Here is a 26,854-nt window from a genome sequence, read left to right on the forward strand (position 1 = left end):
CGGTCACGCTGCAAATTCATTCCGTCACAAGCCGTAATCTCCCCTGAACCGGGCATACACCCTGCGTGTCCTGACTCAGGGGGGATGTCATGCCGCATGAGATCGAGGCCACCGCCACCACCTACGCCGCCCCAGAAGTGATCTTCAAGCATCTCTTCGTGGCGGACTCCTGGGACGAGTGGGCCGCGTTCTGGGCCCGTGCCCGGCACGAGGTCGTCGCCTACGACCCGCCGCGCCACTGCGGCTACGTCGCCCTGGCCGGCCTGCCGCGCGGGTACCGGGCCGACATCACGTTGGAACCGCACGGGGTGAACACGCTGATCCGCTGGCGCGCGTCGTTCGACGGCCGGATCCCGGGCGCCGCGCCGCTGAAGGGGGCGATGCTGCGCCGCCGGTTCGGCTCGTTCGCGCGCCGCGTCGCCTCGCACGCCGAGCGCTGCGAGCCGGGCTGCCCCGCCCGGCTGCCCGTGGAGTTCTGACCGAGTCCTGACCTGCTCGTGACCGGGGACGCGCACGCCACGGCCCGGTGCAGGTGATCTTCCCGTCGCGGCGGGTAGGAGCCGTCATGATCATGGCGGCCACCGGGGACGGGCCGCCGTCGCGCGAATCGGGGGATCGCATGCGACGCAGCCTCACCGTGCTCGGCATCGCCGCCGGCGCCGTGGCCGCCGGAACGGGAATCACCTGGACGATGACGCACGGGCACCCGCCCGGCGCCGCCCACCGGGTGGAGCGCGGGTCCGCGGGAGGACGGGTCGTGACGGTCGCGAAGGCACCGGTGTTCGATCCGCTGCGGCTGCGCGGCAACGTCCTGGCCTACCTGCGCGAGCGGCCGGGCCGCGCCGGCGTGATGGCGGCGGACCTGCGCAGCGGCCTGACGTTCGGGGTGAACGAGACGTCCCAGTTCGTCACCGCCAGCGTCATCAAGGTCGACATCCTCGCGGCGCTGCTGCTGCAGCACCAGCGGCAGGGCGTCGCCATGACCGGCGGCGAGCGGGCCCTCGCCGACCGGATGATCCGGCAGAGCGACAACTCGGCGGCCGACGCGCTGTACGCCGGCATCGGCCGCGACGCCGGGCTGCAGAGCGCCAACGCCGTCCTCGGCCTCGACCACACCGAGCCGTACCCGGTGTCGTGGGGGTCGTCGTGGACGAGCCCGGCCGACCAGGTCCGGCTGGTCCGCACGCTCACCGCCGGCCGCGGCCCGCTCACCCCGGCGAACCGCCGGTACGTCCTGCGGCTGATGGGCTCGGTGACGCCCGAGCAGGCGTGGGGCGTCAGCGCGGCGGCGCGTCCCGGCGAGCGGGTCGCGCTCAAGAACGGGTGGGTTCCGCTGCGGTACGAGGGCAACGGCTGGGCGGTCAACAGCATCGGCCGCGTCACCGGCCCCGGCCACGACTTCGTCGTCGCGGTGTTCAGCGGCGACAGCCCCACGATGAAGGCGGGCGTGACGACCGTCGAGCACGTCGCCGCCATGGTGGTCTCGACCCTGCGCGAAGCGGGCCCGCAGAACGGTTGAGCCGCGGCTCTCAGCCGGATCTCAGGCCGGTGAGCGGAGCGTCAGCGTTCTGTCAGCGCGTCCGGTGAGCCTTCGAGGGTCGGCATCGACCTTCGAAGGAGCGGCTCCATGCGCAACACGAACGTCCTGATCTCCGGTGCGAGCATCGCCGGACCGGCCCTGGCGTACTGGCTCGACCGGTACGGGTTCGCGGTCACGGTCGTCGAGCGGGCGCCCGGGCCGCGCCCGGGCGGGCAGGCGATCGACGTGCGGGGGCCGGCGCTGGACGTCGCCGACCGGATGGGGATCCTGCCCGCGCTCCGGGAGCTGCGCACCGACCTGCGCGGCATGTCGGTCGTCGGCCAGGACGGCACCGAGATCTTCCGCACCACCGAGCGCACCGCCAGCGGCGGCGACCTGGCGGGCCCGGACGTGGAGGTCCTGCGCGACGACCTCGCCGAGCTGATCGCCGGTGCGGGCGGCGACGGCGTCGAGTACCTCTTCGACGACTCGATCGCGGGGCTGCAGCAGCGCGACGACGGCGTCCGGGTGATCTTCCAGGGCGGCGCCACCCGCACGTTCGACCTGGTCATCGGCGCCGACGGGCTGCACTCGGGGGTCCGGCGGCTGGCGTTCGGCCCGGAGCAGGACTACCTGCGCCACCTCGGCGCCCACCTCGGCGTGTGGACGGCCCCGAACCTGCTCGGCCTGGACCGCTGGCAGATGATCTTCCCGGTGCCGGGGAACGCGTGGGGCGCGATGGCGATGAGCGCCCGCGGCAACACCGAGCTGCGCGTCTACATGGGGTTCGACTCCCGCGACCCGGTCGCCTACGACCCGCGCGACGTCCTGGACCAGAAGCGGCTGCTCGCGAGCCGGTTCGCGGACGCGACCGGGGAGATCCCGCGGCTGCTGGCGACGATGCGCGACGCCCCGGACTTCCACTTCGACGCGATGGCGCAGATCCGCATGGACCGCTGGTCGGCGGGGCGCGTCGCGCTGCTCGGCGACGCCGGGTACTGCGGGTCCCCCGCGTCCGGCCAGGGCACCAGCATGGCGATGGTCGGGGCGTACGTGCTGGCCGGCGAGCTGAAGGCCGCGGGCGGCGACCACCGCGCGGCGTTCGCCGCCTACGAGGCCGAGCTCCGCGACTTCGTCACCGCGAACCAGGACCTCGCGATCACCAACAGCGAGAGGCACCGGGAGCGGATCGTCGCCGAGGTGGGCGCGGCCGAGACGGGCGGCACCGAGACGGGCGCGGGCGGGGAGGGGATGGACGGCGTCCACGCCGTCACGAACTCCTACAAGCTGCGCGACTACTGAGGTCCGGGGTCGGGCTGAGCGGCGGGCCGGCCGCCCAGCGGAGACCGCCGGGGTCAGCCGCGGATGGGGCGGCTGAGCTTCTTGCCCTCGGCGGCGTTCACCGCGAGGCAGGTGACGGCCCGGTCGCCGTCCCGCCACGAGTCGGCCGTCGGGTAGTAGAACGACCGGCCGAGGTGCGCGGCGGCCGGGTCGCGGTCGAGTCTGCGCTGGATGCGCAGCTTGCACCCGGTGGAGGCGAGCCGGCTCATCTGCTGGTCGGTCGGCATCACCGCCTGCGTCAGCTTGAAGACGGCCAGCACCTCGCCGTCGTGCGGGCCGGTGCAGGGCACCTTCTTGACGCTCTCCACCTCGACCGGCGGGGCCGACTCGCCGGCGGGGGCGCCGGACGAGGCCGGATCGTTGATGCAGTCGCCGACCTTCATCGTGTACGCGTCGATCTTCTCCGGCTTGGTCGTCTTCGGCTTCGGCGTCCCGTCCGGGCCGGTGGCCGACGACGCGGAGTCCGAGCCGGGGATGACCAGGTAGCCGACCACGCCGCCCACGATCCACAGCGCGGACAGGGCGATACCGGCGATGGCGAGGCCGCGGCCCTTGCCGCCGCGGTCGCCGATCTGGCGGAGCGAGATGAAGCCGAGGACGGCGCCGGCGATGCCGCAGCAGCCGAGCAGTCCGGTCACGAACGCGGCGATGGCCAGGCCGTTCGTCTTGTCCTGTGCCGCCCCGGAGCCGTAGGCGGGCTCGGCCGGCATCGGCGGGGGCGGGGGCGGATAGGCCCCCATGGGATCGGGGCCCGGTCGCCCGGGCCCGGTAGGTGGATGACTCATGGGGAGCGACCCTCCCACACCCCGCGCACCGCTTGATCATGATGCCCGACATTCCGGACATTACATTTTGCTCACGCCCGTCACGGCTTCGTGGGCCCGGCGCGAGGTGGCCGCCACGACCCCGCATAGCTTAGCGATCGGTACCGATTGCTAAGCTATGCCCATGGAGTCGCCCACGACCCCGCCGAACCCGCGCGCGGACCGGATCGCCGCGGCGCTGCGCCAGATCAGCGCCGGGTTCGCCGCCCTGGCCGACGCCGTCGCGGCCGACCCGGCCGAGGCCACGCAGGAGAGCCGCTACCGCGCGATCATGTCCGAATGGGGCCGGCAGGGCCTGACCAGGGCGGAGGCCAGCGCCCTGTTCCGCAAGCACGGCTTCTCCCCGCAGGCCGCGGGCGGCTGGGTCCGCGGCGACTGGCTGGAGGTCCGTGACGACGGCCGCCGCTACCTCACCGAGCGCTCGCTGCGCTGGCGGGCCGAACAGGAGGACCCCGAATGACCCTCACCACCGAACCGTTCAGCGTCCGGATGGACGTCCGCGTCTACGAGATCGACCCGCAGCTGCACCTCAACGGGGGCTTCTACGTCCAGTACGCCGACCACGCCCGGTTCGCGTGCGTGGAGGCCGCCGGGGTGTCCGTCCAGCGGCTCATCGCCGACGGCTACGGGCCCGTCAACCTGGAGACCGTCATCCGGTACCACCACGAGCTGCGCGGCGGCGACCAGGTCGACGTGACCTGCGAATGGGAATGGGGCGACGGCAAGACCTACCGTGTGCGGCACGCGTTCCGGCGCCCCGACGGCACCGTCGCCGCCGAGGTCGCGCACGTCAGCGGCCTGCTCGACCTCGGGGCGCGGCGCCTCGTCGCCGACCCCCGCGAGGCGTGGCGCGCGAGGGCGGACAGGCCGGAGCTGCTCGGCCTCGCCTGAAGCCGCCCGTGAGACCGCCCGTGAGGCCGCCCGCTACACCAGCCGGCGGGCGGCCGCCCACCGCGACAGCTCGTGCCGGTTCGACAGCTGGAGCTTGCGCAGCACGCTGCTGACGTGCGTCTCCACCGTCTTCACCGAGATGAACAGCTCCTTGGCGATCTCCTTGTAGGCGTAGCCGCGCGCGATCAGCCGCAGCACGTCCCGCTCCCGCTGGGTGATCTGGTCCAGCTCCGGGTCGACCGCCGGGACGTCCGTCGCCGCGAACGCGTCCAGCACGAACCCGGCGAGGCGCGGCGAGAACACCGCGTCGCCGTCCGCCACCCGCCCGATCGCGTCCGTCAGCTCCGGACCCGAGATCGTCTTGGTGACGTAGCCGCGCGCGCCGCCGCGGACCACACCGATCACGTCCTCCGCCGCGTCCGACACCGACAGCGCCAGGAACCGCGACGGCACCACCCCGTTCAGCCGCCGCAGCACCTCGATGCCGCCGCCGCCCGGCAGGTGCACGTCCAGCAGCACCACGTCCGGCGTCGTCGCGCGGATCACCGACACCGCCTCGTCGACGTCGCCGGCCTCCCCGACGATCTCGACGCCGCCGCCGAGCTCCGCCTTCACCCCGGTCCGGAACATCTGGTGGTCGTCGACCAGCACGACCCGCTTCAGCTCGCTCACGCCCTGCTCCTTCGAGGGGGGCCGACCCCCCACGCCCCCCGGTTCGCTCTCGCTCACGCCTTCTCCATCTCCAGCCGGACCTCGGTGCCTTCCCCTGGGGCGGTGCGAACGGTGGCCTTGCCGCCGTTGCGCTCCATACGTCCGATGATGGACCCCCGTACGCCCATCCGGTCCTCCGGGACCTGATCCAGGTCGAACCCCTTCCCCCGATCCCGGACGAAGATGGCCACCTTCTTCCCCTCGACCTCCGCGTACACCGACACCGACGGCGACTCCGCGTACTTCGCCGCGTTCACCATCGCCTCCCGCGCCGCCTGCAGCGCCGAGCCGAGCCGGTCGTCCAGCTCGGTGTCGCCCACGCACACCACCTCGATCGGCACGCCGTGGTCGTCCTCGACCTCGCCCGCCGACGCCTTGATCGCCGCGGCGAACGTCTGGTCCGGGTCCGAGCGCGGCTGGTAGAGCCACGACCGCAGCGTCCGCTCCTGCGACCGGGCGAGCCGCTGCACCTCCCGCGCGTCCTGGGCGTTGCGCTGGATCAGCGTCAGCGTGTGCAGCACCGAGTCGTGGATGTGCGCCGCGAGCTCCGCCCGCTCCTGCGAGCGGACGCGCTCGGCCCGCTCGGTGTCGAGATCCTGCCAGAGCCGCACCACCCACGGCGTCACGATCAGCGTCACCCCGGTCAGGATGATCAGCATCGCGATGATCACCGACCGGGCCTGCCCGACGTCCACCCGCTGCGCGACGAACCCGCCGATGCCGCCGACGACCAGCAGCAGCCCGAGCAGGCTGCGCAGCCACCGCTGCCGCAGCGGCAGCACCCACCGCTGCCGCTGGTCCCGGTCGGCCTGCTGCCACAGGATCGCGACGCCGACGCCGCCGAGCACGAACGGCCAGACCGCCCACTGCATCAGCCCGCCCGCCTTGCCCGCCGCCCCCCAGGGCAGCGCCGCGAGGCCGACCGTGACGACGCCGTAGACGGCGAGCTGCCCCCAGTCGCGGCCCCGCCGCCCCGCCGTCCCCTCACGCGCGGGCACCAGGATCCAGAACGCGCCGTACGCGGCGATCCCGAGCCCGCTCGCGATCGTCAGCAGCACGAACGCCGCCCGGACGATCATCACGTCCACGCCCAGGTGCCCGGCGAGGCCGCGCGCCACGCCCGCGACGAGCCGCCCGTCCGGCACCCGTTCGAGCCGCGCCCCCTCGGGCGCGGCCGGCGGCGCGGCCGTCACCCCGCCCGCCGCCCCCGCGTCCTGCGGGCCTTCGCCACGTACTCCCACGTCACCGATCGTCACACGCCCGCGCTCCCGCCGCATCAGGGCCGCACCCCGAATTCCCTCAGGGTCGCCCCGCCGGGCCGCCGAACTCCGGCGCGCGGAGGCGTGTCTCACCGGGCATGGGGATCGACTGGGAAGGCGCCATCAACGTCCGCGACCTCGGCGGCCTGCGGACGCGGGACGGACGGGTCACGCGGACGGGGGCGGTCGTGCGGTCGGGGATGCTCGATCGGCTCACGCCGCGCGGCTGGGACGGGCTGGTCGGGTTCGGGGTCCGGACGGTCGTCGACCTGCGCGAGGAAGCGGAGCGGAGCGTCGTGCCGCCGCACCCGGTGACCTTCGTCAACGTCCCGCTGGACGACAACGCGGACACCGCGCTGTGGGATCACATCAGGGCGAACGATCTGGACGGGACGCCGCTCTACTATCCGGTCTTCCTGGAGCGGAAGGCCGAGCGTTGCGCGGCGGCGATCAGGGCGGTGGCGCAGGCCGAGCCGGGTGGAGTCCTCGTCCACTGCGCGGGCGGGCGCGATCGGACGGGTCTCGTCAGCATGCTGCTGCTCCTGCTCGCGGACGTCCTGCCCGAGGAGATCATCGCCGATTACGAGCTGAGCAACCGGAACGCCGCGAGGACGAATCCGCGCTATTGCACGTTGAGGGTCTTGGAACGGCATGGCACGACGGAGCGGGACGCGTTGATGGCCGTTCTCGCCGGGCTGGACGCCGTCGACTATCTGCGTTCGGCCGGTTCGACGGCCGGCGAGATCGAGGCCGTCCGGGCGCGCCTGCTCGGCGGATAACGCCCCGGGCCGGCCGCGCGGCGGGGCCATATCCGGGACGGGTCAGGGTCGTCCCTGATACCGCGGAGGCCGCCGGGCGGTCACGATGGTGGCATGGCTGAGGAGCGGAACGCCGGCAGGTACCGGCGGCTGGCGCGGAATCCGGAGCGGCGGGTGCTGGCCGGAGTGTGCACGGGGCTCGGGCGGTACACGGGGATCGACCCCGTCGTCTTCCGCGTCGGGTTCGCGCTGCTCGTGCTCGCGCACGGGCAGGGCGTCTTCCTCTACATCGTCGCGGCGCTGCTGATGCCGGCGAGCCCGGACGAGTCGTCGGCGGCGGAGCGGCTGTTCCGGCGCTGGTTCGACGCGCCCGCGGTGCTGACGGCGCTCGGCGCGCTGCTGTGCGTCGGCGTCGCGCTCAGCCTGTTCGGCGGGGTGTCCACGGACGCGATCGCGGTGCTGGTGGTGTTCGGCCTGGTCATGCTGGTCGCGCATGCGCGGGGCGTCGACCTCGTCGGCGCGGCCAGGTCGATGCCGGAGCGGTTCGCCGGGCACCCGCCGGGCCCGTCCGGCGAATGGGCCGGGACCGGGCCCGTCTCGCTGGAGAAGGAGGCGCCGAAGTTCGCGGGCGGCGGCCTCCCCGAGGGAATGATCGACCTCGCGACGTACGGGCGGGCCCGCGCCGCCGCGCCGCCGGTGGAGCCGCGGGACGACGCGCCCCCGCCGCAGCGGCGGCACGAGAGCGGCAAGTCGCCCGCGGCGACGATCACGCTGCTGGCGGCGATGGCCGCGGGAGCCGCGCTGATCCCGGTGGCGCGCGGTTACCCGGGGCCGGAGGCGGCGCTGATCGTGATGGCGCCCGCGCTCGCGGTCGTCGGGCTCGGACTGATCGTCGGCGGCTGGTTCCGGACGCGCGGCCTCGCCGCCGCGGGAACGCTGCTCGCCCTGTCGCTGCTGGCCACCTCGGTCGCGGCGGACCTTCCGGAGAACGTCAAGTACGGCGACATGGAGTGGCGGCCTGTGAACGCGACCAGCTTGCATCAGGAGTACCGGATCGGCCTCGGGCAGGGCACCCTCGACCTGACCGCCCTGCCGCTGGCGACGGGCGGGCGCGTCTCGGTCGAGGCGAGGCTCGGGGTCGGCGGGATGGAGGTCAAGGTGCCGCAGGGCGTGCGGGTCCGGGTGGACGCCCGGATCGCGCTCGGGGACCTGCGCATCGAGCACCGCACGACGAGCGGCCCCAACGCGAAGGTGGTGCGGGTGCTGGAGCCCGAGGGAGCGGCGGCGGCGAAGAACCCGCCCGAGATCGACCTGCGCATCCGCGGCAAGGTCGGGGACGTGGACGTGCACCGTGTCTGAGCGCCGTCGCAGGTTCGATCCGGCGGGGCCGGTCACCGGGATCTTCTTCCTCGCGCTGGCGGGGGTGTTCCTCGCGGACGGTCTGTCGCGCGGGCGGCTGCTGGAGGCGGCGGTGATGGTGCCGGTGGTGCTGATCGGCCTCGGGGTCGTCGGGACCGTCCGGGTGCTGACCCGGTCGCGCCGCCGCACCCTGAGGTGACCGGCATCACCCTCCTTGTCGGGAATGTCCGGTCAGTCGGGTGATGTTCGAAGAGTTCGTGAAGTTCTCCGGGAAGAGCGTCCTGCTCGTGGCACGGCTGCACGTGGACCTGTGCCGCCTCGCCAGCGTGCTGTGTAGCCGCTGAAGCCTCTCCGCGCCCACCGCTCGTCCCCTTCGCACAGCCGGATCCCGGCTGCCCTGGAGAACCCCTCGATGAACCCGCGTGTCTGGAAATGGCAGTTCTGGCAGCAGATCGTGCTGTCGCTGGTGCTCGGCGTCGCCGCCGGCGCCCTGATCAACAACTTCGGCGGCGGCGAGAAGACCGCCGCCGACTGGCTCGACCCGTTCGGCGACGTCTACGTCAGCCTGCTGAAGGTCGTCGTGGTGCCGCTGGTGTTCGCCGCGATCGTGGTGAGCGTCGGGCGGCTGCGGGGCGTCGGCAGCGTCGCGCGGCTGACCGGCAAGACCCTCGGCTGGTTCGTGGTCACCTCGGCGATCGCCACCGCGATCGGGCTGACCGTCGCGCTGCTGATCAAGCCCGGGCAGGGGCTCGGGAAGCTCGCCAGCGAGTCCGCGACGACCGACCCCGTCACCTGGACGCAGGTGCTGCACAACCTGTTCCCGTCCAACATCGTCAAGGCGATGGCGGACGGCAACGTGCTCGGCGTCGTGACGTTCGCGGTGCTGTTCGGCGCGGCGCTGGTCGCGATCGGCGACCGCGGCGCGCGGCTGACGAGCCTCATCGACGACCTGTACGTCGTCATGCAGAAGGTCGTGTGGTGGGTCGTGCGGCTCACCCCGATCGGGTCGTTCTTCCTGATCGGCTCGGTCGTGGCGACCTACGGGCCGAGCTCGCTCGCGCCGCTGGCCAAGTTCACCGGCGCCATCTACCTGGCCGTCGCGATCATGCTGCTGGTCGGGTACCCGGTGCTGCTGCGCGTGTTCGGGCGGGTGAACCCGCTGAAGTTCCTGCGCAACTCCTGGCCGGCGATCCAGTTCGGCTTCGTGTCGTCGTCGTCGCTGGCGACGCTGCCGATCGCGCAGCGGGTGTCGATCGAGCGCAACGGCGTCCAGCGCGAGTACGCCAACTTCGCGCAGCCGCTCGGCGCGACGATCAAGTTCGACGGCTGCGGCGCGATCTACCCGGCGGTCGCGGCGGTGTTCGTCGCCCAGTACACCGGCGTGCACCTCGGCATCGCCGACTACGCGCTGATCGCGCTGGCCGCGGTGATCGGGCAGCTCGGCACGGGTGGCACGCCCGGCCCGGCGCTGGTCGCGCTGACGCTGACCCTCACCACGGTGGGGCTGCCGCTGCAGGCCGTCGGCTACCTGATCGCGATCGACAAGGTCATCGACATGGCTCGGACGGCGCTGAACGTCACCGGCCAGCTGACCGTCCCGGTGCTGGTCGCTCGGTCCGAGGGGCTGCTGGACGAGGCGGTCTTCAACGGGCCGCCGAAGGAGCTGACCTCCGGCCCGGACGAGCCGGCGGAGCAGGGCACGCCGGACGCCTCCGGCGAGGCCCCGGCCCGCGAGCGCGCCGCCGAGCCCGTGCCGGCCTGATCCGATTCGCGCCCAGGACGCCCGTGCCGGGTCCGGCACGGGCGTCCTGCGTGTGACGGGTGCCGCACCGCCAGGGCATCCCCGTCCGGCGGGAACGCGAAGTAGTGTGATCCCAACGGCAGGTGATCGCGGATCGAGGTGTGATGGCAGGGCAGCCGGGCGCTCCGGACGCCGGCGGCACGGACGTGCTGCCGGGCTCGCGGTCCGCCCTGGACCCGGGCCGGGCGATCAAGCCGGGCCGGCACGGCCTGTCCCCGGAGACCGTCGCGGGCATCCAGCGCGAGCGGCTCATCGACGCGTTCGTGCAGGTGGTGTCCGAGCGCGGGTTCGCGCACACGACGATCGGCCGGGTGACCGAGGGCGCCGGCGTCACCAAGAAGACGTTCTACACGCACTTCACCGACCTGGACGACTGCTTCCTCGCCGCCTACCAGCGCGGCATGGACATCCTGCTGCGGCGGATGACGGAGGCGTACGAGGCGGCGCCGTCGTGGCCGGACGGGATCCAGGCGGCGCTGCGGCGCATGCTGGCGATCCTCGCCGCGGAGCCGCGGTTCGCGCGGGCGTCCCTGGTGGAGGTGAACGCGGCGGGCCCGCAGGTGCGGCAGGCGCGGATCGACAACCTCGCCCGGTTCCGCGCGTTCTTCGCCGACCCGTCGCTGCCGCAGGTGCCGGTCGCGGTGATCGACGCGATCGTCGGCGGCATCTACAGCGCGATCCACGTGCAGGTCGAGACGGGCGAGGCGGGAGAGCTGCCGGCACTGCTGCCGGCCCTCACCTACTTCGCGCTGCTGCCCCTGGTCGGCCGCGAGGCGGCCTCCCCTTACCTGACCGGCGAATACTGACACGGTCTCTTTCCGTGCAGGTCGGGACACCCGTCCCGCGTTCCCGGTTGTCCCGATGGCCGGATGAGGACGAAGATCGTCCATCCCGTTGACCTGAAAAACCCGCGGGTTTCTAGTGGCAGTGGATCTTGTCGGTCCGCGAGCACTTCTTCGCCGCGTCGGGGGATTTCTTGTCAAAGGGAGGCGATGGCATGCGCCATCGGCACAGCAGGACCGGGTCGCTGGCGGTGGCCGCGGTCCTCGGCATGGGCGCCCTCACCGCGCTGACGGCGTCCCCGGCCTCGGCCGACACCAGTGGCGTCACCGAGAGCGCGCTGCCCGTCGCGGACGTCACACCCGTCGGCATCACCGCCGGCGCCGACGGCGGCGCCTGGTTCGCCGCGAACGCCGGCGGCATCGGGCACGTGGACGCGAACGGCAAGATCACCGAGTACGCCGTCCCGCAGAACTCGCAGCAGCTGGACGGCATCCCCGACGGGATAGCCACCGGCTCGGACGGCTCGGTCTGGTTCACCGACCTGTCCACCACCGTGCCGCGCGTCGGCCGCGTCGACACCGCCACCGGGAAGTTCACGCTCTACGAGCTCCCCACCACCGGCACCGTGAACTTCGCGAACGCGCAGGTCTCCGGCATCACCGCCGGGCAGAACGGCACGATGTGGTTCACCGGCGGCTACTCCGGCGCCATCGGCAGGATCGACGCGTCCGGGAACGTCACCGCCTACGCCACCGGCCTCTCCCCCTCGACGATCACCCTCGGCCCCGACCAGGCCGTCTGGTTCACCGACAGGAACGGGAGCATCGGCCGGCTCGACCCGGCGACCGGCGCCGTCGACACCTACCTCGCCCCGTCCGCCCCCGGCGGATCGCCGTCCTTCGGCGACATCACCACCGGCCCCGACGGCAAGCTCTGGTTCACCGAGCCCGGCGTGAGCAAGGTCGGCAACATCGACCCCGCCACCAAGGCGGTCACCGAGTACGGCGTCCCCACCACCGACTCCCGCCCCTTCGGCATCGCCAAGGGCAAGGACGGCAAGCTCTGGGTCACCGAGTCCGCGACCAGCAACGTCGCCAGCGTCGACCCGGTGAGCGGCGGCGTCCAGGAGTACGGGCTGCCGAAGACGCTGTCCGCGCCCGCCGTCATCACCGCCGCGCCCGGCGGCGACCTGTGGCTCACCGAGCCCGGCCGCGGCCTCATCGGCCGGTTCGACCCGTCCGCGCCGCCGTCCGCGCCCCCGAACCCGGCCGTCCCCGCGTTCACCCCCGGCGTCTACCCCAACGGCGCCGCCTCGTTCCAGAACCGCTGCCCGGCCGGGCAGATCTGCCAGACGCAGGTCACCACCGGCGGCACCGTCACGATCGGCTCGTTCAAGCAGACGCTCCCGGCCGGCGCGATCCGCATCAGCGGCTACCTCGGCGCCGCCGACGAGACCGGCGACCCGCTGCTCGTCCCGCCGGTCAACGGGAAGCAGCTGGAGTCCGCGCCGGTGGACGTGCCCGGCGGGCTCATCGGCCAGCTGCCGCTGGTCGGCCCGATCCTCGGCAAGTCGCCCGCCGCGATGTGGGAGGTCAACAAGCTCTCGGTCACCCAGACCCTCAACGGGCCGGTGCACGTGACGCTGTCCGGCGGCGGGTTCGGCGCCAAGGCGTCGCTGAACATCCACCTCAACAACCAGCTGCTCGGCTCGTCGTGCGTGATCGGGCCGCTGGACGCCGGCCTGTCCCCCACGTTCACCGCCGGGTCCCCGACCTACGACGACGCGGTCTCCTGGATCGTCGGGAAGGTCTCGATCAGCGCGCCCGTCGCGGTGCCCGCCGCGAAGGGCTGCGGCCCGTTCGGCATCCTCGACGGCGTCATCAACCAGATGATGGCGCTGCCCTCGCCCGCGTCGAAGAACTCGATGGCGCTCACCGGCGTGCTGAGCCTCGCCGGTGGCATCAACCCGAGCAACGTCCCCGAGGGGCTCGCCCCGTCCGCCGCCGCCAAGGCGAAGGCGTCCAAGCTGCTCAAGCGGACCGCGAAGAAGCCCGCGCGGGTCGCCAAGGCCCCGAAGAAGGTCACGCTCCGGCTCAAGGCCCGGCGCTGAGCCGGCGAATCCCCGAAGGAGCGCACATGCGGAGGTACGCCCTCGCCGGCCTGGCCGTGCTGGCCCTGCTGGCGTCCGGCTGCAGCGGCTCGGACGACGGCGCCGCGCCGTCCGGCGGGGGCACCGCCCGCAGCGCTCCGCTCCCGACCAGGCCCGGGGCGGTCGTCACCAACGGCGTCCGCCCCGGCGCGGAGAAGAAGACCACGCTGGACGGCACCTGGACGTCCGCGGCGGGCGGCGAGAAGGTCGCCCTGTACCTCTACCGGGGCGCCGCCGCGCTGAACTCGCCCGGGTTCTGCACCGGCACCATCGACGCGTCCGCGCAGATCAAGCTGACGTGCGCGAAGGGCTCCCGGGCCCGGACGAGCGGCCGTGCGGTGCTGCGTTCCGGCGCCCTGGTCGTCAGCTGGCAGAACGGCCCGAAGGACACCCTGCACCGCCACTGACCCGTGCGTTCTGAGCCGCTCGCGCACCCGCGCGGGCGGCTCAGGCGGCGTGGAGGCTGACGGCGAAGGCGGGGCCGGGGTTGGTGAACGTCTGCGGGCCGGCGTGCACGCGGACCCGGTTGGCCCGCAGCGGCCGCTCCGTGACGCCGTCCGCCCGGATCGCCACCTCCGCCAGCTCGCCGGCGATGAGCGTGCTGACCTGCCCGTGCACGGTGGCACCGTGCCCGGGAGGCCACGTGGTCAGCCACACCTCGGCGCCGTCCGCGGCGTACAGCGGGACGCGGACCGGGCCGGAGCCGTCGAAGACGACGCTGTGCCACCAGTCGGACGGGCGGGCCGCCAGTTCGCGGACGCGGTCGGCGAGCTGCCCGACGGTGGGCGGGCGGGCGGTGACGGTGCGGCCGTGCGGGTCGTCCTGGCCACGCATAGTGAGATCGGGAACCATGTCCTGGATGTCCTGAATGTGAGCCGGATCCGGGTGAACGCCACCCGGGAGCATCTGATGATCAGCGGCTACAGGCAGGACACAGCGCGCTGGCCACGCGGCGGAGGGCCACGGGGCTGTCGGCGGGAACGCGCGCTGGCATGGCATCAAGGAGACACTCCGTGACCGACGGTTGTCAAGCCGAACGCCCGCGTTCACCCGCCGTGCACCTGTGATCCGTCCTGGTCCGTCACGATCCGTCCCGGTAACGGATCAAGGAACGGAGTCTGCGATGGACCGGCGAACCGTGCTGCGCGGTGGTCTCGTGACGACCGCGGGAGCGGCCCTTGCCCTGCTGAACGACGGCCCGGCGCGCGCCGCCGGACTGCTGCGCAGCGGCCGCCCGCGGCTCACCCACGGCGTGCAGAGCGGCGACGTCACCGCGAACGAGGCCGTGATCTGGGCGCGCTCCGACCGGCCCGCGCGGATGCTCGTCGAGCTGAGCGACCGCCCCGACTTCCGGCACGCCCGGACCGTCCGCGGCCCCGTCCTCACCCCGGACACCGACCTGACCGGCAAGGCGTTCCTGCGCGGCCTGCCGCCCGGCCGCGAGCTGCACTACCGCGTCCGGCTCGACGGCCTGGACCGGCACCTGGCGTCCGAGCCCGTCGCCGGCCGCCTCCGCACGGCGCCGCGCACCCGCCGCGACATCCGGTTCGTGTGGTCCGGCGACCTCGCCGGGCAGGGCTGGGGCATCAACCCCGACCTCGGCGGCTACCGGATCTTCAAGGCGATGGCCGCGGTCGACCCCGACTTCTTCCTGTGCAGCGGCGACCTGGTCTATTCGGACGGCCCGCTCTCCGAAACGGTGAAGCTGCCCGACGGCTCCACCTGGCGGAACCTCACCACGCCGGAGAAGTCGGCCGTCGCCCAGACCCTCGCCGAATACCGCGGCCAGTTCCGCTACAACCTCCAGGACGCCAATCTCCGCGCGTTCAACGCGCAGGTCCCGATGCTGTACCAGTGGGACGACCACGAAACGCTCAACAACTGGTACCCGGGCGAGATCCTCGACCTGCCGCAATACACCGAGAAGCGCGTGGACGTACTGTCGGCCCGTGCCCGCCGGGCCGCCTTCGAATACACGCCCATCGCCATTCCCGCGGCCAAGGGCGGGCGCATCTACCGCAAGATCTCCTACGGTCCGCTGCTCGACGTGTTCATGCTGGACATGCGCACCTACAAGTCGCCGAACGACGCCGACGACTCCCCCGCCCAGCGCGACGGCCTGCTCGGCGCCGAGCAGGCCGCCTGGCTCAAGCGCGAGCTCCGCCGTTCCCGCGCCACCTGGAAGATCATCGCGAACGACCTGCCGATCGGCCTCGTCGTCCCCGACGGCACCGCGCAGGAGGCGGCCGCGCAGGGCGACGGCGGCGCGCCGCTGGGCCGCGAACGCGAGATCGCCGGCATCCTCTCCGACATCAAGAAGCACCATGTCCGCAACACCGTCTGGCTGACGGCCGACGTCCATTACACGGCCGCGCATTACTACGACCCGTCCAAGGCCGCGTTCAAGGACTTCGATCCGTTCTGGGAATTCGTCTCCGGGCCCCTGAACGCCGGCGCCTTCGGCCCGAACGCCCTCGACGGCACGTTCGGCCCGGTGGCCAAGTTCGTCCAGGCGCCGCCGCACGCGAACACCTCGCCGGCCGAGGGCTACCAGTTCTTCGGCGAGGTCGACATCGACGCGCATTCCGCGTCCCTCACCGTCCGCCTCCGCGACCTCGACGGGAGGACCCTGCACACCGAGACGCTGACCCCCGTCCGCTGACCGGCGACAGCGCCCGCCGCCGGCGGATCCGCGGTCCGCCCGGCGGGGCGGTCAGCGGGTGATCAGGACGTAGGCGACCAGGGTGAGGAGCGCCGTCACGATCAGGTACCTGGTGAACACGTACCGCACATACCCCGCAGATCGGGACACAGTCCCCGGCCTGGGATGATCGACCGTGTGAACCCTGCGCGCACCCTCGTCCCGCCCGCGGCGGCCCTCGTCCTGTGCCTGCTCGTCCCCGGCTGCTCCGGCGGCGGCAGCGGCGGCGGTGGCGACCACCGCAAGGCCGACTGCGCCGCGATCACCGGGGCCTTGCGCACCCCCGCGAAGTCCGACGACGTCCAGGGGATCATCGACGCCCTCCGCCGCGTCCGCCCGAAGCTGAAGGACGACCACCTGGCGAAGGAGGTCGACGTCGTCCTGGACGTCGGCGACAAGCTGAGGAAGCGCGGCGGCGACGAGAGCGGCAAGAACCTGCTGTCCGACTCCGAGGCGGTCCGCTTCACCAAGGCGACCGACGACATCACGACGACCTGCGGCAGCGCCTCCCCGTGACGGCCGCGGTAACCGGGGCCGCATCTCCGGACCTTTAAGGGTCGGATGCCCACATCTCGGTTGGAGTCGGAGTGGCGGACGATGCGGCGGAGCGGTTCACGGTGCTGTTCAGACGGCACCACGCGCGGGTGCGGGCCTATGTGCTGCGCCGAACGGACGAGGAACGCGCGGACGACGTGGTGGCGGAGGCGTTCACCGCGGTGTGGCGGCACATCGACCGGCTGCCGGACGATCCGCTGCCCTGGCTGTACCGGGCCGCGCACAACTGCCTGAACAACGACCGGCGGTCCCGGGCGCGCCGCGCGCGGCTGGCCGGACGGCTGGCCCAGCACCACCGGGACGCGCCCGACCACGCGGCGGGCGTGGTCGAGGAGGTCCGGCTGCGGGAGGCGCTGTGGCGGCTGCCGGACGCCGACCGCGAGGCGCTGATGCTCGTCGCCTGGGAGGACCTCGACCACCGTTCGGCCGCCTACGTGGCCGGATGCTCGGCGGCGGCCTTCAAGGTTCGGGTGCACCGCGCCCGCAAACGGCTGGCCGCGCTGCTGACCGACGACATCAGCCCGGCAGAGGAGGCCGCACGATGAACGACCTGGACGGCCTGCTGGCCGCCGCGAACCCGGTGCGCGCGGACGACCTGGAGTACGGCGAGCGGGAGGAGGCGGTGCTGCGGAGCATCACCGCCCGGCCGCGCGGCGGCCGGAGCCCGAGGTGGAGGCCAGGATGGGCGCTGCCCGGCGCGGCGGCGGCCCTGGCGGCGGTGGCGGCCGTGGCGCTGGTGGTGTGGAACGCGGTGACGCCCGAGCCCATCCCGAAGCAGCGGTACGTGACGTCCGGGCCGGCGCACGCGGTGCTGATGGCGGCGGCGGAGAAGGCCGACCGCACCGAGCCGAAGCGGTTCTGGCACGCGAAGGGCGAGGTCGGCCAGCTGATCCAGCGCGACCACCGCGGCCACCGGTACACGCTGCTCGCGTCGTTCCCGACGGAGACGTGGCTGCCGCGCGACCGTGCCGACGGTTTCGGCGTGTACTCCAACGACATCGGCGGCGTGCGGCTGCGGCCGCTGACCCCGGCCGACGCCCGGCAGTACCGGCTGGACGGGTCGCCGCAGCCGAACGAGAACGCGGACGCGGGCATCGTCATCCCCGACGTGCCGGAGGGCCCCCGGCCCGAGGACCGGATCTTCGAGGGCGACCCGGCGCGGCTGCCGGCGGACCCGGTCCGGCTGCGGACGGCGATGCTGACGTGGATCCGCGACCACGGCGGCCTGCCGAAGGACCCGGACGCGTGGCTGTTCCGGGAGGCGCCGAAGCTGCTCAGCGACCCCGTCGAGCAGCCGTCGCAGGCGCTGCGGGCCGCGGTGTACCGGATGCTCGCGGGGCTGCCGGGCGTGCGGAACCTCGGCACGGTCCGCGACCCGCTCGGGCGTCCGGCGCTCGGCGTCGCGATGGACGAGACCAGCCGCGACCTCGGCACCCTGCAGTGGCAGCTCATGCTCAGCCCGTCCGAGGACTTCCTGATGGCGAGCCGCGCCGTGGTGGTGCGGCCGGGGACGGCCAACAGCCGGGTGCCCGCCGGGAGCGCCCAGTACTACACGGTGCAGCGGACGGCGGGGTGGACCGACACCCCGCCGGCGCAGAAGCTGCCCGGCGCCCGGCGGTGAGCCGCGGCCACGGCCTGCGCGCCGGTCGGGTTCTCCGCGGCCGTCGGGTTCTCCGCGGCGGTCACGGCCTGCGGTCGATCCAGGACTGCAGGCCGTCGAGGATGCGGTCGAGGGCGAACTCGAAGCCGGCGTCCGGGTCGAGGTGGAGCGGCATGTTCTGCCGCCAGTAGTCGGAGTAGGCGGGAAAGTCGTCGGCCATGCGCTCCACGAACGGGCGGAGCTGCTCGATCAGGTCGGCCGGCGACTTCTCGCCGCCGCGGGTGGCGCGCTTCATCGCGGCGTCGGACGTCGCGTAGCCGATGGCCTGCGACACCAGCAGGGAGCTGGCCCAGCCGATCTCCGCGCCGGACAGGCCGGCGGCGGACAGCAGCGCGATGGTGCGGTCGCTGACGCGCATCGCGTTCGGGCCGAGGGCGGGATGGGTGCCGAACAGCGCGATCACCCAGGAGTGGCGCAGCAGCACCGTCCGGAAGCTGCGGGCGAGCCCGGCCGCCGCCTCCCGCCAGCCGACCTCCCCGGCGTCCGGGATCTCGACCTCGCCGAGGACCTCGTCGACGACGAGTTCGAGCAGCTCGTCCTTGTTCGCGACGTAGAAGTACATCGAGGTCGCGCCCGCGCTGATGCTCGCGCCCAGGCGCCGCATGCTGAAGCCCTCGAGGCCCTCGGCGTCCAGCAGCGCGACGGCGGCGGCGACGATCTCCTCGCGGCTGAGCTGCGGACGGCCCCGCCGCGGACGGCCCGGGCGCATCCAGACCGACTCGGTGAAGGGGTCGTTCTCGCTGGCCATGCGCCGTCCTTGTGACCTGGGATGCTCCGGCGCCCAGATTATCGGTTGACGAACGACGTACCAAAGTTAGTACAGTGTGCGAAAATTCGATCGCCGTACGAACGGGGAGCCATGTCCGCCCGCCATCCGCGCCGCTGGGTGATCCTCGGCGTGCTCTGCCTCAGCCTGCTCGTGGTCGTCATCGACAACACGGTGCTGAACGTCGCGATCCCGTCGCTGGTGAAGGACCTGCACGCGAGCAACGCCGACATCCAGTGGATCCTGGACGCCTACATGCTGGTGTTCGCCGGGCTGCTGCTCACCGCGGGCGCCCTGTCGGACCGGTTCGGGCGCCGCCGCGGCCTCGTCACCGGCCTCGTGCTGTTCGGCGGCGCGTCCGGGCTCGCCGCGCTCGCCGACTCCTCCGGCGAGCTGATCGCCGCACGGGCGCTGATGGGCGTCGGCGGCGCGTTCCTGATGCCGGGCACGCTGTCGATCCTCACCACCGTCTTCGACGACGAGGAGCGCAAGAAGGCCCTCGCCATCTGGAGCTCGGTGCTGATGGTGGGCGCCGTCGCGGGCCCGCTCGTCGGCGGCGCGCTGCTGCGCGACTTCTGGTGGGGGTCGGTGTTCCTGCTGAACGTCCCGATCGCGGTGCTCGGGATCATCGCCGCCCTGCTGATCATCCCCGAGTCGCGCGGCCCGGCCGTCCGCCCGGACGTGCTCGGCGCCGTGCTGTCGACCGCCGGGATGACCGCCCTGGTGTGGGGCGTGATCGAGACGGCGCGGGACGGCTGGGCGTCCGGCCGGACCATCGGCGGGTTCGTCGTCGCGGTCGTCATGATCACCGCGTTCGGGCTGTGGGAGCGGCGCTGCGCGGAGCCGATGCTGCCGATGGGGCTGTTCCGCGACCGCAACTTCAGCGGCGCGAGCCTGTCGGTCGTGCTGATGTCGTTCTCGGCGGGCGGGCTGCTGCTCGCGCTCACCCAGTACCTGCAGTTCGTCCTGGACTACAGCCCGCTGAAGGCGGGCGCCGCGTTCATCCCGCTGATGGTCGCCGCGATGGCGTTCAACGGGATCGGCGTCGTCGTCGACAAGAAGCTCGGCGCCCGCGTCGCGGTGGCCGCGGGCCTGCTGCTGCTCGCGGTCGGCTTCGGCGTGCTGGCCACGCTGTCGCCCGGTGACGGCTACCCCAAGCTCGCGATCGCCCTGGTCATCATGGGGATGGGCAGCGGGACGATGGGCCCGGCGGCCTACGGGACGCTGCTCGGCGCGCTGCCGCCCGAGCGCGCTGGCGTCGGCTCGGCGGTCAACGACACCGTCCAGCAGCTCGGCCAGGCGCTCAGCGTCGCGATCCTCGGCAGCGTCCTGTCGGCGGCGTTCTCCGACCACATGCCCGACGCCGTGACCGGCGAGGCGCGCAAGTCGATCGGCGACGCCCTGGCGGTCGCGGCGGCCAAGGGCGACGCGGGCCTCGCCGCGGCGGCGCGCAACGCGTTCACCGACTCGATGGCGACCATCGCGATCGTCGGCGTCGTCGCCGGCATCGCCGCGGCCGCGCTGGCGTTCCTCGTGCTGCGCCCGACCCCGGCGACGCAGCCGGAGTCCCCGTCCACCCCGGTCGACGTCGCCCCCTGACCGCCCCTCGGACCGGCGCCCGCGTACGGCGCGGGCGCCGTCCGCTTACCCGGGGGCGACGATCGGGCGGCTCTTGGGCCAGGTCAGACGGGGTTGATGTGAATAGGGCGGAAATCCGGAAAAGTAAGGGGCATCCGATTACGGTCGGTTGGTGATCGCCCACGGAACGGGGCGGCCGCGACCGGCGAGGAGTGACAGTGACCCCCGAAGCACGAACCGACGCCACCGAGGCGTCGCATATGGACAGGGTCGACGTGAACCCCGGCGTCGACCGCGCCACGGAACCCGACGAGGAGCAGGTCCTCCGGGAGCTGTACGGAGAGCCGGACCAGAACGGGATCTTCCGTGGGGAGGGCTCGGCATGACCGCGGCGAGCATGCTGGCGGAGGCCCGCAAGTCCCTCGGCATGTCGGGCCGCCCGAACGCGATCACCAAGGAGTACGCCGCCAGGCACGGCGACGAGTTCCTCAAGGCGTCCTGGTGCGACATGGCGATCACCTACTGGGCGCGGCACAGCGGCAACGCCGCCGCCGTCCTGCCCGCCGGCGACCGCGCCTACACGCCGTGGCACGCCGAGGACTTCCAGAAGGCCGGGCGCTGGCACACCGGCACGACCGCGCAGGTCGACGCCGCCGAGCCCGGCGACATCGTGTTCTTCGACTGGGGCTCGTCCAACAGCATCTCCGCGATCGACCACGTCGGCGTGGTCGAGAAGGCGCTGGGCGGCGGACGGGTCCAGACGATCGAGGGCAACACCTCCGACGCCTGCAAGCGCCGGGTGCGGGGCGCGGACGTGATCGCGGGCTACGGACGGCCCGACTACAGCGGGGACGACTGGACGGAGGCCATCGTGAACAAGCTGCCGCAGGTGGGCAAGGGCGACACCGGAGAGGGCGTCGAGACGGTGCAGGGGCTGCTGCTGGCGCGCAGCCACCCGGAGGTCGCCGTCAACGGGCGCTTCGACGACGCCACGGAGGCGGCGGTGAAGGCCGTCCAGAAGTGGGGCGGCGTCACCGCGGACGGGATCGTCGGGCGCGACACCTGGCCGGTCCTGCTGCGGGTGCACTAGCGGCCAGAACTCCCCCAGTCCAGGGTAAATAAGCCACGTCAGGGTCTAGTACGCGATTCAACCGCGGCATACCTTCGTAAGGTCGCATGTCGCGGAGCGGTTCCGGCAGGCACGCCGCGGAGTGCTCCAGAGAGGCGGGGCCCCGATGACGTGGCCGGATCAGCGTGCTCCGCCCAGGGACGTCCCCTCTCCGGATCCACCCCGAGACGTCCCTGGGAGAAACGCATGCCACGTATCCGTGTCGAGGTCGACGGTGCGACGTACGAGGACGACGTCGAACCGCGGCTTCTTCTCGTCCACTATCTGCGCGACCGGCTGGGCAAGGTCGGCACCCCGGTGGGGTGCGACACCAGCAACTGCGGAGCCTGCACCGTCCTGATGGACGGGATGAGCGTGAAGAGCTGCTCCGTGCTCGCCGTCCAGGCCGACGGCCGAGACGTCACCACCGTCGAGGGGCTCGGGATCGGCGGCGACGAGCATCCGATGCAGCGCGCCTTCCACGAGGAGCACGCGCTCCAGTGCGGCTACTGCACCCCCGGCATGATCATGGCGTCGATCGACCTGCTGCGGGAGAACGCCGACCCGTCCGAGGAAGAGGTCCGCGACGGGCTCGAAGGCAACCTGTGCCGGTGCACCGGCTACCAGAACATCGTGAAGGCGGTGCGGCGCGCCGCGGCGGAGATGCGCACGCCTTCACCTGAACCCGAGGGACGCGAGCCGGAGGTGATGTCATGACCGCGACGGCCGAGGGCCCCGCGAAGGAGATGGGGTCGCCCCGCAAGCGGTCGGAGGACGCCCGGCTGATCACCGGGCGGACGAAATGGACCGACAACATGGCGCCGGCGGGCACGCTGTACGTGGCGTTCCTGCGCAGCCCGCACGCGCACGCGCGCATCACCGGGGTGGACGTCGGGCAGGCGAAGAGCCGCCCGGGAGTGGTGGCGGCGTTCAGCGGCGCCGACTTCGCGGACGAGCAGGGCGCGCTGCCGTGCGCGTGGGTCGTCACCGAGGACATGAAGCACCCGCACCATCCGCCGATGGCGGTGGACGAGGTCCGGTACGTGGGCGAGCCCGTGGCGTGCGTGGTGGCGCGGGACCGGTACGCGGCGTTCGACGCGCTGGAGGACATCGACGTCGACTACGAGCCGCTGCCCGCCGTGGTCGACATGGAGGCTGCCGTCGCGGACGGCGCGGACCTGGTCCATGAGGGACTCGGGACGAACACCTCCTACACGTGGGTGTTCGAGAACGGCGACCTGGACGCGGCGATGCGGGACGCGCCGGTCGTGCTGGAGCGCCGGTACGTGCAGCAGCGGCTGATCCCGACGGCGATGGAGCCGCGGTCGGTGCTGTGCGTCCCGGAGGGCGACGAGTTCACGCTGTACTCGGCGACGCAGATCCCGCACATCCTGCGGCTGATGCTGGCGACGGTCACCGGGATCGGCGAGCACCGCATCCGGGTCGTCGCGCCGGACGTGGGCGGCGGGTTCGGGTCGAAGCTCCAGGTGTACGGCGAGGAGGTCCTCGCGCTGCTGCTGGCGCGGCGGCTGGGCCGTCCGGTGAAGTGGACGGAGTCGCGCAGCGAAGGGAACATGACCGTCCACCACGGCCGCGACCAGATCCAGCGGCTGACGCTCGCGGCGGAGCGCGACGGGCGGATCCGCGGCCTGAAGGTGGAGCTGCTCGCCGACATGGGCGCCTACCTGATGCTGGTGACGCCGGGCATCCCGCTGCTGGGCGCGTTCATGTTCAACGGCATCTACAAGATGGACGCCTACTCCTTCACCTGCTCCGGCGTGTTCACGACGAAGACGCCGACGGACGCGTACCGGGGCGCGGGACGTCCCGAGGCGACGTTCGCGATCGAGCGGCTGATGGACGAGCTGGCCGCCGAGCTGGACATGGACCCGATCGAGGTGCGGCGCCGCAACTGGATCGCGCACGAGGAGTTCCCGTACGACACGATCGCGGGCCTCACCTACGACAGCGGGAACTACGAGGCGGCGACCGACAAGGCCCTCGAACTGTTCGAGTACGACAAGCTCCGCGCGGAGCAGGCCGACCGGCGCGAACGCCATGACCCGGTGCAGCTCGGCATCGGCGTGTCGACGTTCACGGAGATGTGCGGGCTGGCGCCGTCGCGGGTGCTCGGATCGCTGTCGTACGGCGCGGGCGGCTGGGAACACGCGTCGGTCCGGATGCTGCCGTCCGGGAAGGTCGAGGTCGTCACGGGGTCGTCCGCGCACGGGCAGGGCCACGAGACGGCGTGGGCGCAGATCACCGCGGACCGGCTCGGCGTCCCGTTCGAGGACGTGAAGGTGCTGCACGGCGACACCGCCGTGTCGCACAAGGGCATGGACACCTACGGGTCCCGGTCCCTGGCCGTCGGCGGTGTGGCGCTGTACTCGGCGTGCGACAAGGTCGTCGACAAGGCGCGGAAGGTCGCGGCGCACCTGCTGGAGGCGTCCGAGCAGGACCTGGAGTTCGAGAACGGGCGGTTCAGCGTCCGGGGCGTCCAGCAGGAGGGCCGGACGCTGCAGGAGGTCGCGCTGGCCGCGTTCGCCGCGCACGACCTGCCGGACGGGATCGAGCCGTCGCTGGACTCCGACGCGACCTACGACCCGGGGAACTTCTCCTTCCCGCACGGCACGCACCTGTGCGCGACCGAGGTCGACACCGAGACCGGGATGGTGAGGATCCGCAAGTACGTCGCGGTCGACGACGTCGGCAAGGTCGTGAACCCGCTGATCGTCGAGGGGCAGGTGCACGGCGGGCTCGCGCAGGGCATCGCGCAGGCGCTCTACGAGGAGGCCGTGTACGACGCGGACGGCAACCTCACGACGACGACGATGGCCGACTACCTGATCCCGTCCGCGGCGGACCTGCCGTCGTTCACCACCGACCGCACCGAGACGCCCGCGACGTCCAACCCGATGGGCGTGAAGGGCGTCGGCGAGGCCGGCACGATCGCCTCGACCCCTGCGGTCGTCAACGCGGTCGTGGACGCGCTGCGCCCGTTCGGCGTGGACGACGTCGAGATGCCGTGCACGCCGGAGCGCGTGTGGCGCGCGCTGCGCTCGGAGTCCCAGCCCGACACGGCCGAACCCGGAGCGGGCGGCGGCCTCGGAACGGCCGGAGGTGCCCAGTGATCCCCGCGACGTTCGACTACGTGCGGCCCGCGTCGGTGGACGACGCCGCGCGGGCGCTCGCCGACGCGGGCGAGGACGCGAAGGTCCTCGCCGGCGGGCAGAGCCTGATGCCGCTGCTGCGGATGCGGCTCGCCTACCCCGACGCGCTCATCGACCTCGACCGGCTCGACGGGCTGCGGGAGATCCGCGACGACGGCGGCTCCGTCGTCATCGGCGCGATGGCGACGCACCACCAGGTGATCGGCGACCCGCTGGTGCGCGAGCACCTGCCGCTGATCGCGCGGGCCACCGCGACGGTCGCCGACCCGGCCGTCCGGCACCGCGGCACGTTCTGCGGGTCCCTCGCGCACGCCGACCCGGCGGGCGACCTGCCGGCCGTCGCGCTCGCGCTGGACGCGGTGCTGCTGGCCCGGTCGGTGCGCGGCGAGCGGGAGATCCCGGCGGCGGAGTTCTTCGTCGACTGGATGACCTCCGCGCTGGAGCCGGACGAGCTGCTCGTCGGGGTCCGGGTGCCGAAGCTCGGCGCGGGCTGGGGCGTGCACTACGAGAAGTTCCACCGGACGGCGCAGGCGTGGGCGATCGTCGGGGTCGCGTGCGCGGTGCGCCGGTCGGGCGACACCGTGGAGGACGCCCGCGTCGCGCTCACCAACATGGGTCCGGCGCCCGTCCGGGCGAGCGGGGTCGAGGAGGCCGTCCGGGGCCGGGGCGCGTCGCGGGAGGCGTTCCAGGCCGCCGCCGGGCACGCCGCCGAAGGCACCGAACCACCCACGGACCTGCACGGATCCGCCGAATACCGGGCGCACCTGGCGTCCGTGCTGACCGCGCGGGCGCTCAGCGCGGCGGCCGGGATCTGAGCCGCGGCTCGCGCGGCCGGGCCCCCGCGCCCCGGGGCCCGGCCGCGCGGCCCGCACCCTCTCCCGCACGTCCCGGCCCGTTTCCGCGCGTCCCGCCGGGGCACCCCCGCACTGGCGGCGCCAGGGTGATCGCCGTAAGGTCGCGAGGAAGCACATCGGACGATAAGGACCATGATCATGGAGCTCGACCACGAATTCACCGTTCCGGTACCGGTGGATCAGGCCTGGTCGGTGCTGCTCGACGTGGAGCGCGTCGCGTCGTGCATGCCGGGCGCGACCCTCGACTCGGTCGACGGCGACGAGTACGCGGGCCGGATGAAGGTGAAGGTCGGCGCGATGACCATCACCTACCGCGGCACCGCGCGCATCGTCTCGGCCGACGAGTCGTCCCGCACCGTCACGATGGAGGCGGCCGCCAAGGAGGCGCGCGGCTCCGGCACCGCGTCGGCGACCGTCCAGGCGAAGCTGCACCCGCAGGACGACGGCACGACCCGGGTGGCGGTGCGCACCAAGCTGAACGTGACGGGGCGTCCCGCGCAGTTCGGCCGCAACATCCTGTCCGAGGTCGGCTCGAAGATCATCGCGCGGTTCGCGAAGGCGCTCGCGGCGGAGCTGGAGTCGCCGGCCGAGCCGGAGGCACCGGTGGCCGAGGCCGCGGTTGCCGAGGCGGTCGCGGCCGAGGCGCCCGTCCAGGAGGTCATGCCGGAGCCGGAGACCCCAGCCGAAGAGCCGAAGGCAGAGCCCGCGAAGGCCGAGCCGGAGAAGGCCGGGCCCGCGAAGGCCGCGGAGCCGGAACCGGCGAAGGCGGAGGTGGCGCGGCCGGTGCCGGCCGCACCGCCGCGGCACCCGGCGCCGTCCGAGCGGCCGCCGCTGCGGCTCGCCCGCGAGGACGACGCGATCGACCTGCTGGAGGTCGCGGGGCCGTCGCTGGTGAAGCGGGCCGTCCCGGCCGCGGGCGGGCTCGTCGTGCTGCTGCTGGTGATCCGCTGGCTGGTGCGCCGCCGCAAGCGCTGACGGCTGCGCGGCCCCGATCCCGGTGCACGAGCCCGGGGCCGGTTCAAGCGCGGGTCAACGATCGGCATGCGATCGGCGACGACGGTGGAACG

At 73.0% G+C, this 26,854-nt stretch carries 29 protein-coding genes; 24 read left to right on the forward strand and 5 right to left on the reverse strand.

Annotated features, from left to right (window positions below):
• The first annotated feature begins 89 nt into the window (after nucleotides 1-89).
• The 3 genes from J4709_RS35850 (at nucleotide 90) to J4709_RS35860 (ending at nucleotide 2,821) form a co-directional block, all read left to right on the forward strand.
• Complete coding sequence (locus tag J4709_RS35850; RefSeq protein ID WP_208247680.1) at nucleotides 90-479, forward strand: SRPBCC family protein; 390 nt, start codon at nucleotides 90-92, stop codon at nucleotides 477-479.
• A 140-nt stretch (nucleotides 480-619) separates the two neighbouring features.
• On the forward strand, nucleotides 620-1,519 hold the full coding sequence (locus J4709_RS35855) for a serine hydrolase (RefSeq protein WP_208247682.1): 900 nt from the start codon (nucleotides 620-622) through the stop codon (nucleotides 1,517-1,519).
• A gap of 108 nt (nucleotides 1,520-1,627) precedes the next feature.
• Complete coding sequence (locus J4709_RS35860) at nucleotides 1,628-2,821, forward strand: FAD-dependent monooxygenase (RefSeq protein WP_208247684.1); 1,194 nt, start codon at nucleotides 1,628-1,630, stop codon at nucleotides 2,819-2,821.
• A gap of 53 nt (nucleotides 2,822-2,874) precedes the next feature.
• Here the strand turns inward: J4709_RS35860 and J4709_RS35865 are convergent, their stop codons facing one another.
• On the reverse strand, nucleotides 2,875-3,570 hold the full coding sequence (locus J4709_RS35865; RefSeq protein ID WP_208247686.1) for a DUF4190 domain-containing protein: 696 nt from the start codon (nucleotides 3,568-3,570) through the stop codon (nucleotides 2,875-2,877).
• Nucleotides 3,571-3,808: 238 nt separating this feature from the next.
• Between J4709_RS35865 and J4709_RS35870 the strand changes: the two genes are divergently transcribed.
• Together J4709_RS35870 and J4709_RS35875 are read left to right on the forward strand one after the other, a co-directional pair.
• Complete coding sequence (locus tag J4709_RS35870) at nucleotides 3,809-4,144, forward strand: hypothetical protein (protein WP_208247688.1); 336 nt, start codon at nucleotides 3,809-3,811, stop codon at nucleotides 4,142-4,144.
• Nucleotides 4,141-4,575: an acyl-CoA thioesterase gene (locus tag J4709_RS35875; RefSeq protein ID WP_208247690.1), complete on the forward strand. Its 435-nt coding sequence runs from the start codon at nucleotides 4,141-4,143 to the stop codon at nucleotides 4,573-4,575. Before J4709_RS35870 ends, J4709_RS35875 begins: the two co-directional genes overlap by 4 nt.
• A gap of 33 nt (nucleotides 4,576-4,608) precedes the next feature.
• Here J4709_RS35875 and J4709_RS35880 read toward each other — a convergent pair whose 3' ends face one another.
• Nucleotides 4,609-5,238, reverse strand: a complete 630-nt coding sequence (locus tag J4709_RS35880; protein WP_232384577.1) for a LuxR C-terminal-related transcriptional regulator — start codon at nucleotides 5,236-5,238, stop codon at nucleotides 4,609-4,611.
• Nucleotides 5,239-5,300: 62 nt separating this feature from the next.
• Entirely contained in the window at nucleotides 5,301-6,479 is a 1,179-nt protein-coding gene (locus J4709_RS35885) for an ATP-binding protein (RefSeq protein WP_372442194.1), read from the reverse strand.
• Between the two features lie 164 nt (nucleotides 6,480-6,643).
• Between J4709_RS35885 and J4709_RS35890 the strand changes: the two genes are divergently transcribed.
• From J4709_RS35890 to J4709_RS35920, 8 genes are all read left to right on the forward strand, one after another.
• A complete protein-coding gene (locus tag J4709_RS35890) occupies nucleotides 6,644-7,324 on the forward strand; it encodes a tyrosine-protein phosphatase (RefSeq protein ID WP_208247695.1) in 681 nt (226 codons plus the stop codon).
• 93 nt (nucleotides 7,325-7,417) lie between these two features.
• Entirely contained in the window at nucleotides 7,418-8,662 is a 1,245-nt protein-coding gene (locus J4709_RS35895; protein ID WP_208247697.1) for a PspC domain-containing protein, read from the forward strand.
• On the forward strand, nucleotides 8,655-8,861 hold the full coding sequence (locus J4709_RS35900) for a hypothetical protein (protein ID WP_208247699.1): 207 nt from the start codon (nucleotides 8,655-8,657) through the stop codon (nucleotides 8,859-8,861). Before J4709_RS35895 ends, J4709_RS35900 begins: the two co-directional genes overlap by 8 nt.
• A 43-nt stretch (nucleotides 8,862-8,904) precedes the next feature.
• Entirely contained in the window at nucleotides 8,905-9,006 is a 102-nt protein-coding gene (locus tag J4709_RS56225) for a putative leader peptide (protein WP_372442188.1), read from the forward strand.
• Between the two features lie 68 nt (nucleotides 9,007-9,074).
• Nucleotides 9,075-10,424, forward strand: coding sequence for a dicarboxylate/amino acid:cation symporter (locus tag J4709_RS35905; protein WP_208247701.1), 1,350 nt, complete (start codon nucleotides 9,075-9,077; stop codon nucleotides 10,422-10,424).
• 143 nt (nucleotides 10,425-10,567) lie between these two features.
• Nucleotides 10,568-11,269, forward strand: a complete 702-nt coding sequence (locus J4709_RS35910) for a TetR/AcrR family transcriptional regulator (RefSeq protein WP_208247703.1) — start codon at nucleotides 10,568-10,570, stop codon at nucleotides 11,267-11,269.
• A gap of 191 nt (nucleotides 11,270-11,460) precedes the next feature.
• A complete protein-coding gene (locus tag J4709_RS35915; protein ID WP_208247705.1) occupies nucleotides 11,461-13,356 on the forward strand; it encodes a Vgb family protein in 1,896 nt (631 codons plus the stop codon).
• 26 nt (nucleotides 13,357-13,382) lie between these two features.
• Nucleotides 13,383-13,802, forward strand: a complete 420-nt coding sequence (locus tag J4709_RS35920; protein WP_208247706.1) for a hypothetical protein — start codon at nucleotides 13,383-13,385, stop codon at nucleotides 13,800-13,802.
• Nucleotides 13,803-13,842: 40 nt separating this feature from the next.
• Here J4709_RS35920 and J4709_RS35925 read toward each other — a convergent pair whose 3' ends face one another.
• Nucleotides 13,843-14,229 (reverse strand): cupin domain-containing protein, encoded by a 387-nt coding sequence (locus J4709_RS35925; RefSeq protein WP_232384551.1) that lies wholly within the window; start codon nucleotides 14,227-14,229, stop codon nucleotides 13,843-13,845.
• Between the two features lie 289 nt (nucleotides 14,230-14,518).
• On the opposite strand from J4709_RS35925, the gene J4709_RS35930 reads away from it, so the two are divergent.
• The 4 genes from J4709_RS35930 (at nucleotide 14,519) to J4709_RS35945 (ending at nucleotide 18,272) form a co-directional block, all read left to right on the forward strand.
• Complete coding sequence (locus tag J4709_RS35930) at nucleotides 14,519-16,057, forward strand: alkaline phosphatase D family protein (protein WP_208247711.1); 1,539 nt, start codon at nucleotides 14,519-14,521, stop codon at nucleotides 16,055-16,057.
• A 177-nt stretch (nucleotides 16,058-16,234) separates the two neighbouring features.
• The gene (locus J4709_RS35935; RefSeq protein ID WP_208247713.1) at nucleotides 16,235-16,612 is read left to right on the forward strand and encodes a hypothetical protein; all 378 of its coding nucleotides are present in this window, start codon (nucleotides 16,235-16,237) and stop codon (nucleotides 16,610-16,612) included.
• 71 nt (nucleotides 16,613-16,683) lie between these two features.
• Entirely contained in the window at nucleotides 16,684-17,196 is a 513-nt protein-coding gene (locus J4709_RS35940) for an RNA polymerase sigma factor (RefSeq protein WP_208247715.1), read from the forward strand.
• Nucleotides 17,193-18,272: a CU044_5270 family protein gene (locus J4709_RS35945; RefSeq protein ID WP_208247717.1), complete on the forward strand. Its 1,080-nt coding sequence runs from the start codon at nucleotides 17,193-17,195 to the stop codon at nucleotides 18,270-18,272. Before J4709_RS35940 ends, J4709_RS35945 begins: the two co-directional genes overlap by 4 nt.
• Before the next feature lie 61 nt (nucleotides 18,273-18,333).
• Here the strand turns inward: J4709_RS35945 and J4709_RS35950 are convergent, their stop codons facing one another.
• Nucleotides 18,334-19,059, reverse strand: a complete 726-nt coding sequence (locus J4709_RS35950) for a TetR/AcrR family transcriptional regulator C-terminal domain-containing protein (protein WP_208247719.1) — start codon at nucleotides 19,057-19,059, stop codon at nucleotides 18,334-18,336.
• Between the two features lie 111 nt (nucleotides 19,060-19,170).
• On the opposite strand from J4709_RS35950, the gene J4709_RS35955 reads away from it, so the two are divergent.
• The 7 genes from J4709_RS35955 to J4709_RS35985 all read left to right on the forward strand — a co-directional run bounded on the left by J4709_RS35955 (nucleotide 19,171) and on the right by J4709_RS35985 (nucleotide 26,762).
• Complete coding sequence (locus J4709_RS35955) at nucleotides 19,171-20,676, forward strand: MFS transporter (RefSeq protein WP_208247720.1); 1,506 nt, start codon at nucleotides 19,171-19,173, stop codon at nucleotides 20,674-20,676.
• Between the two features lie 197 nt (nucleotides 20,677-20,873).
• Complete coding sequence (locus J4709_RS35960) at nucleotides 20,874-21,041, forward strand: hypothetical protein (RefSeq protein WP_208247817.1); 168 nt, start codon at nucleotides 20,874-20,876, stop codon at nucleotides 21,039-21,041.
• Nucleotides 21,038-21,745, forward strand: coding sequence for a peptidoglycan-binding protein (locus J4709_RS35965; RefSeq protein ID WP_208247723.1), 708 nt, complete (start codon nucleotides 21,038-21,040; stop codon nucleotides 21,743-21,745). The genes J4709_RS35960 and J4709_RS35965 overlap by 4 nt, the downstream gene beginning before the upstream one ends.
• Nucleotides 21,746-21,970: 225 nt before the next feature.
• Entirely contained in the window at nucleotides 21,971-22,480 is a 510-nt protein-coding gene (locus tag J4709_RS35970; protein ID WP_208247725.1) for a (2Fe-2S)-binding protein, read from the forward strand.
• Nucleotides 22,477-24,894 (forward strand): xanthine dehydrogenase family protein molybdopterin-binding subunit, encoded by a 2,418-nt coding sequence (locus tag J4709_RS35975; RefSeq protein ID WP_208247727.1) that lies wholly within the window; start codon nucleotides 22,477-22,479, stop codon nucleotides 24,892-24,894. The genes J4709_RS35970 and J4709_RS35975 overlap by 4 nt, the downstream gene beginning before the upstream one ends.
• The gene (locus tag J4709_RS35980) at nucleotides 24,891-25,748 is read left to right on the forward strand and encodes an FAD binding domain-containing protein (protein ID WP_208247729.1); all 858 of its coding nucleotides are present in this window, start codon (nucleotides 24,891-24,893) and stop codon (nucleotides 25,746-25,748) included. Before J4709_RS35975 ends, J4709_RS35980 begins: the two co-directional genes overlap by 4 nt.
• Before the next feature lie 177 nt (nucleotides 25,749-25,925).
• Nucleotides 25,926-26,762, forward strand: coding sequence for an SRPBCC family protein (locus J4709_RS35985; RefSeq protein WP_232384552.1), 837 nt, complete (start codon nucleotides 25,926-25,928; stop codon nucleotides 26,760-26,762).
• Nucleotides 26,763-26,854: the final 92 nt, after the last annotated feature.

This window comes from Actinomadura violacea (assembly GCF_017573465.1).
Classification (GTDB): Bacteria; Actinomycetota; Actinomycetes; order Streptosporangiales; family Streptosporangiaceae; genus Spirillospora; species Spirillospora violacea.

Coding starts and splice junctions, on each gene's coding strand:
- J4709_RS35875 (WP_208247690.1), top strand. CDS start 4,141: ATGACCCTCACCACCGAACCGTTCAGCGTCCGGATGGACGTCCGCGTC.
- J4709_RS35870 (WP_208247688.1), top strand. CDS start 3,809: ATGGAGTCGCCCACGACCCCGCCGAACCCGCGCGCGGACCGGATCGCC.
- J4709_RS35860 (WP_208247684.1), top strand. CDS start 1,628: ATGCGCAACACGAACGTCCTGATCTCCGGTGCGAGCATCGCCGGACCG.
- J4709_RS35920 (WP_208247706.1), top strand. CDS start 13,383: ATGCGGAGGTACGCCCTCGCCGGCCTGGCCGTGCTGGCCCTGCTGGCG.
- J4709_RS35925 (WP_232384551.1), bottom strand. CDS start 14,229: ATGCGTGGCCAGGACGACCCGCACGGCCGCACCGTCACCGCCCGCCCG.
- J4709_RS35910 (WP_208247703.1), top strand. CDS start 10,568: ATGGCAGGGCAGCCGGGCGCTCCGGACGCCGGCGGCACGGACGTGCTG.
- J4709_RS35890 (WP_208247695.1), top strand. CDS start 6,644: ATGGGGATCGACTGGGAAGGCGCCATCAACGTCCGCGACCTCGGCGGC.
- J4709_RS35955 (WP_208247720.1), top strand. CDS start 19,171: ATGTCCGCCCGCCATCCGCGCCGCTGGGTGATCCTCGGCGTGCTCTGC.
- J4709_RS35930 (WP_208247711.1), top strand. CDS start 14,519: ATGGACCGGCGAACCGTGCTGCGCGGTGGTCTCGTGACGACCGCGGGA.
- J4709_RS35970 (WP_208247725.1), top strand. CDS start 21,971: ATGCCACGTATCCGTGTCGAGGTCGACGGTGCGACGTACGAGGACGAC.
- J4709_RS35905 (WP_208247701.1), top strand. CDS start 9,075: ATGAACCCGCGTGTCTGGAAATGGCAGTTCTGGCAGCAGATCGTGCTG.
- J4709_RS35965 (WP_208247723.1), top strand. CDS start 21,038: ATGACCGCGGCGAGCATGCTGGCGGAGGCCCGCAAGTCCCTCGGCATG.
- J4709_RS35865 (WP_208247686.1), bottom strand. CDS start 3,570: ATGCCGGCCGAGCCCGCCTACGGCTCCGGGGCGGCACAGGACAAGACG.
- J4709_RS35985 (WP_232384552.1), top strand. CDS start 25,926: ATGGAGCTCGACCACGAATTCACCGTTCCGGTACCGGTGGATCAGGCC.
- J4709_RS35915 (WP_208247705.1), top strand. CDS start 11,461: ATGCGCCATCGGCACAGCAGGACCGGGTCGCTGGCGGTGGCCGCGGTC.
- J4709_RS35850 (WP_208247680.1), top strand. CDS start 90: ATGCCGCATGAGATCGAGGCCACCGCCACCACCTACGCCGCCCCAGAA.
- J4709_RS35895 (WP_208247697.1), top strand. CDS start 7,418: ATGGCTGAGGAGCGGAACGCCGGCAGGTACCGGCGGCTGGCGCGGAAT.
- J4709_RS35950 (WP_208247719.1), bottom strand. CDS start 19,059: ATGGCCAGCGAGAACGACCCCTTCACCGAGTCGGTCTGGATGCGCCCG.
- J4709_RS35975 (WP_208247727.1), top strand. CDS start 22,477: ATGACCGCGACGGCCGAGGGCCCCGCGAAGGAGATGGGGTCGCCCCGC.
- J4709_RS35945 (WP_208247717.1), top strand. CDS start 17,193: ATGAACGACCTGGACGGCCTGCTGGCCGCCGCGAACCCGGTGCGCGCG.
- J4709_RS56225 (WP_372442188.1), top strand. CDS start 8,905: ATGTTCGAAGAGTTCGTGAAGTTCTCCGGGAAGAGCGTCCTGCTCGTG.
- J4709_RS35855 (WP_208247682.1), top strand. CDS start 620: ATGCGACGCAGCCTCACCGTGCTCGGCATCGCCGCCGGCGCCGTGGCC.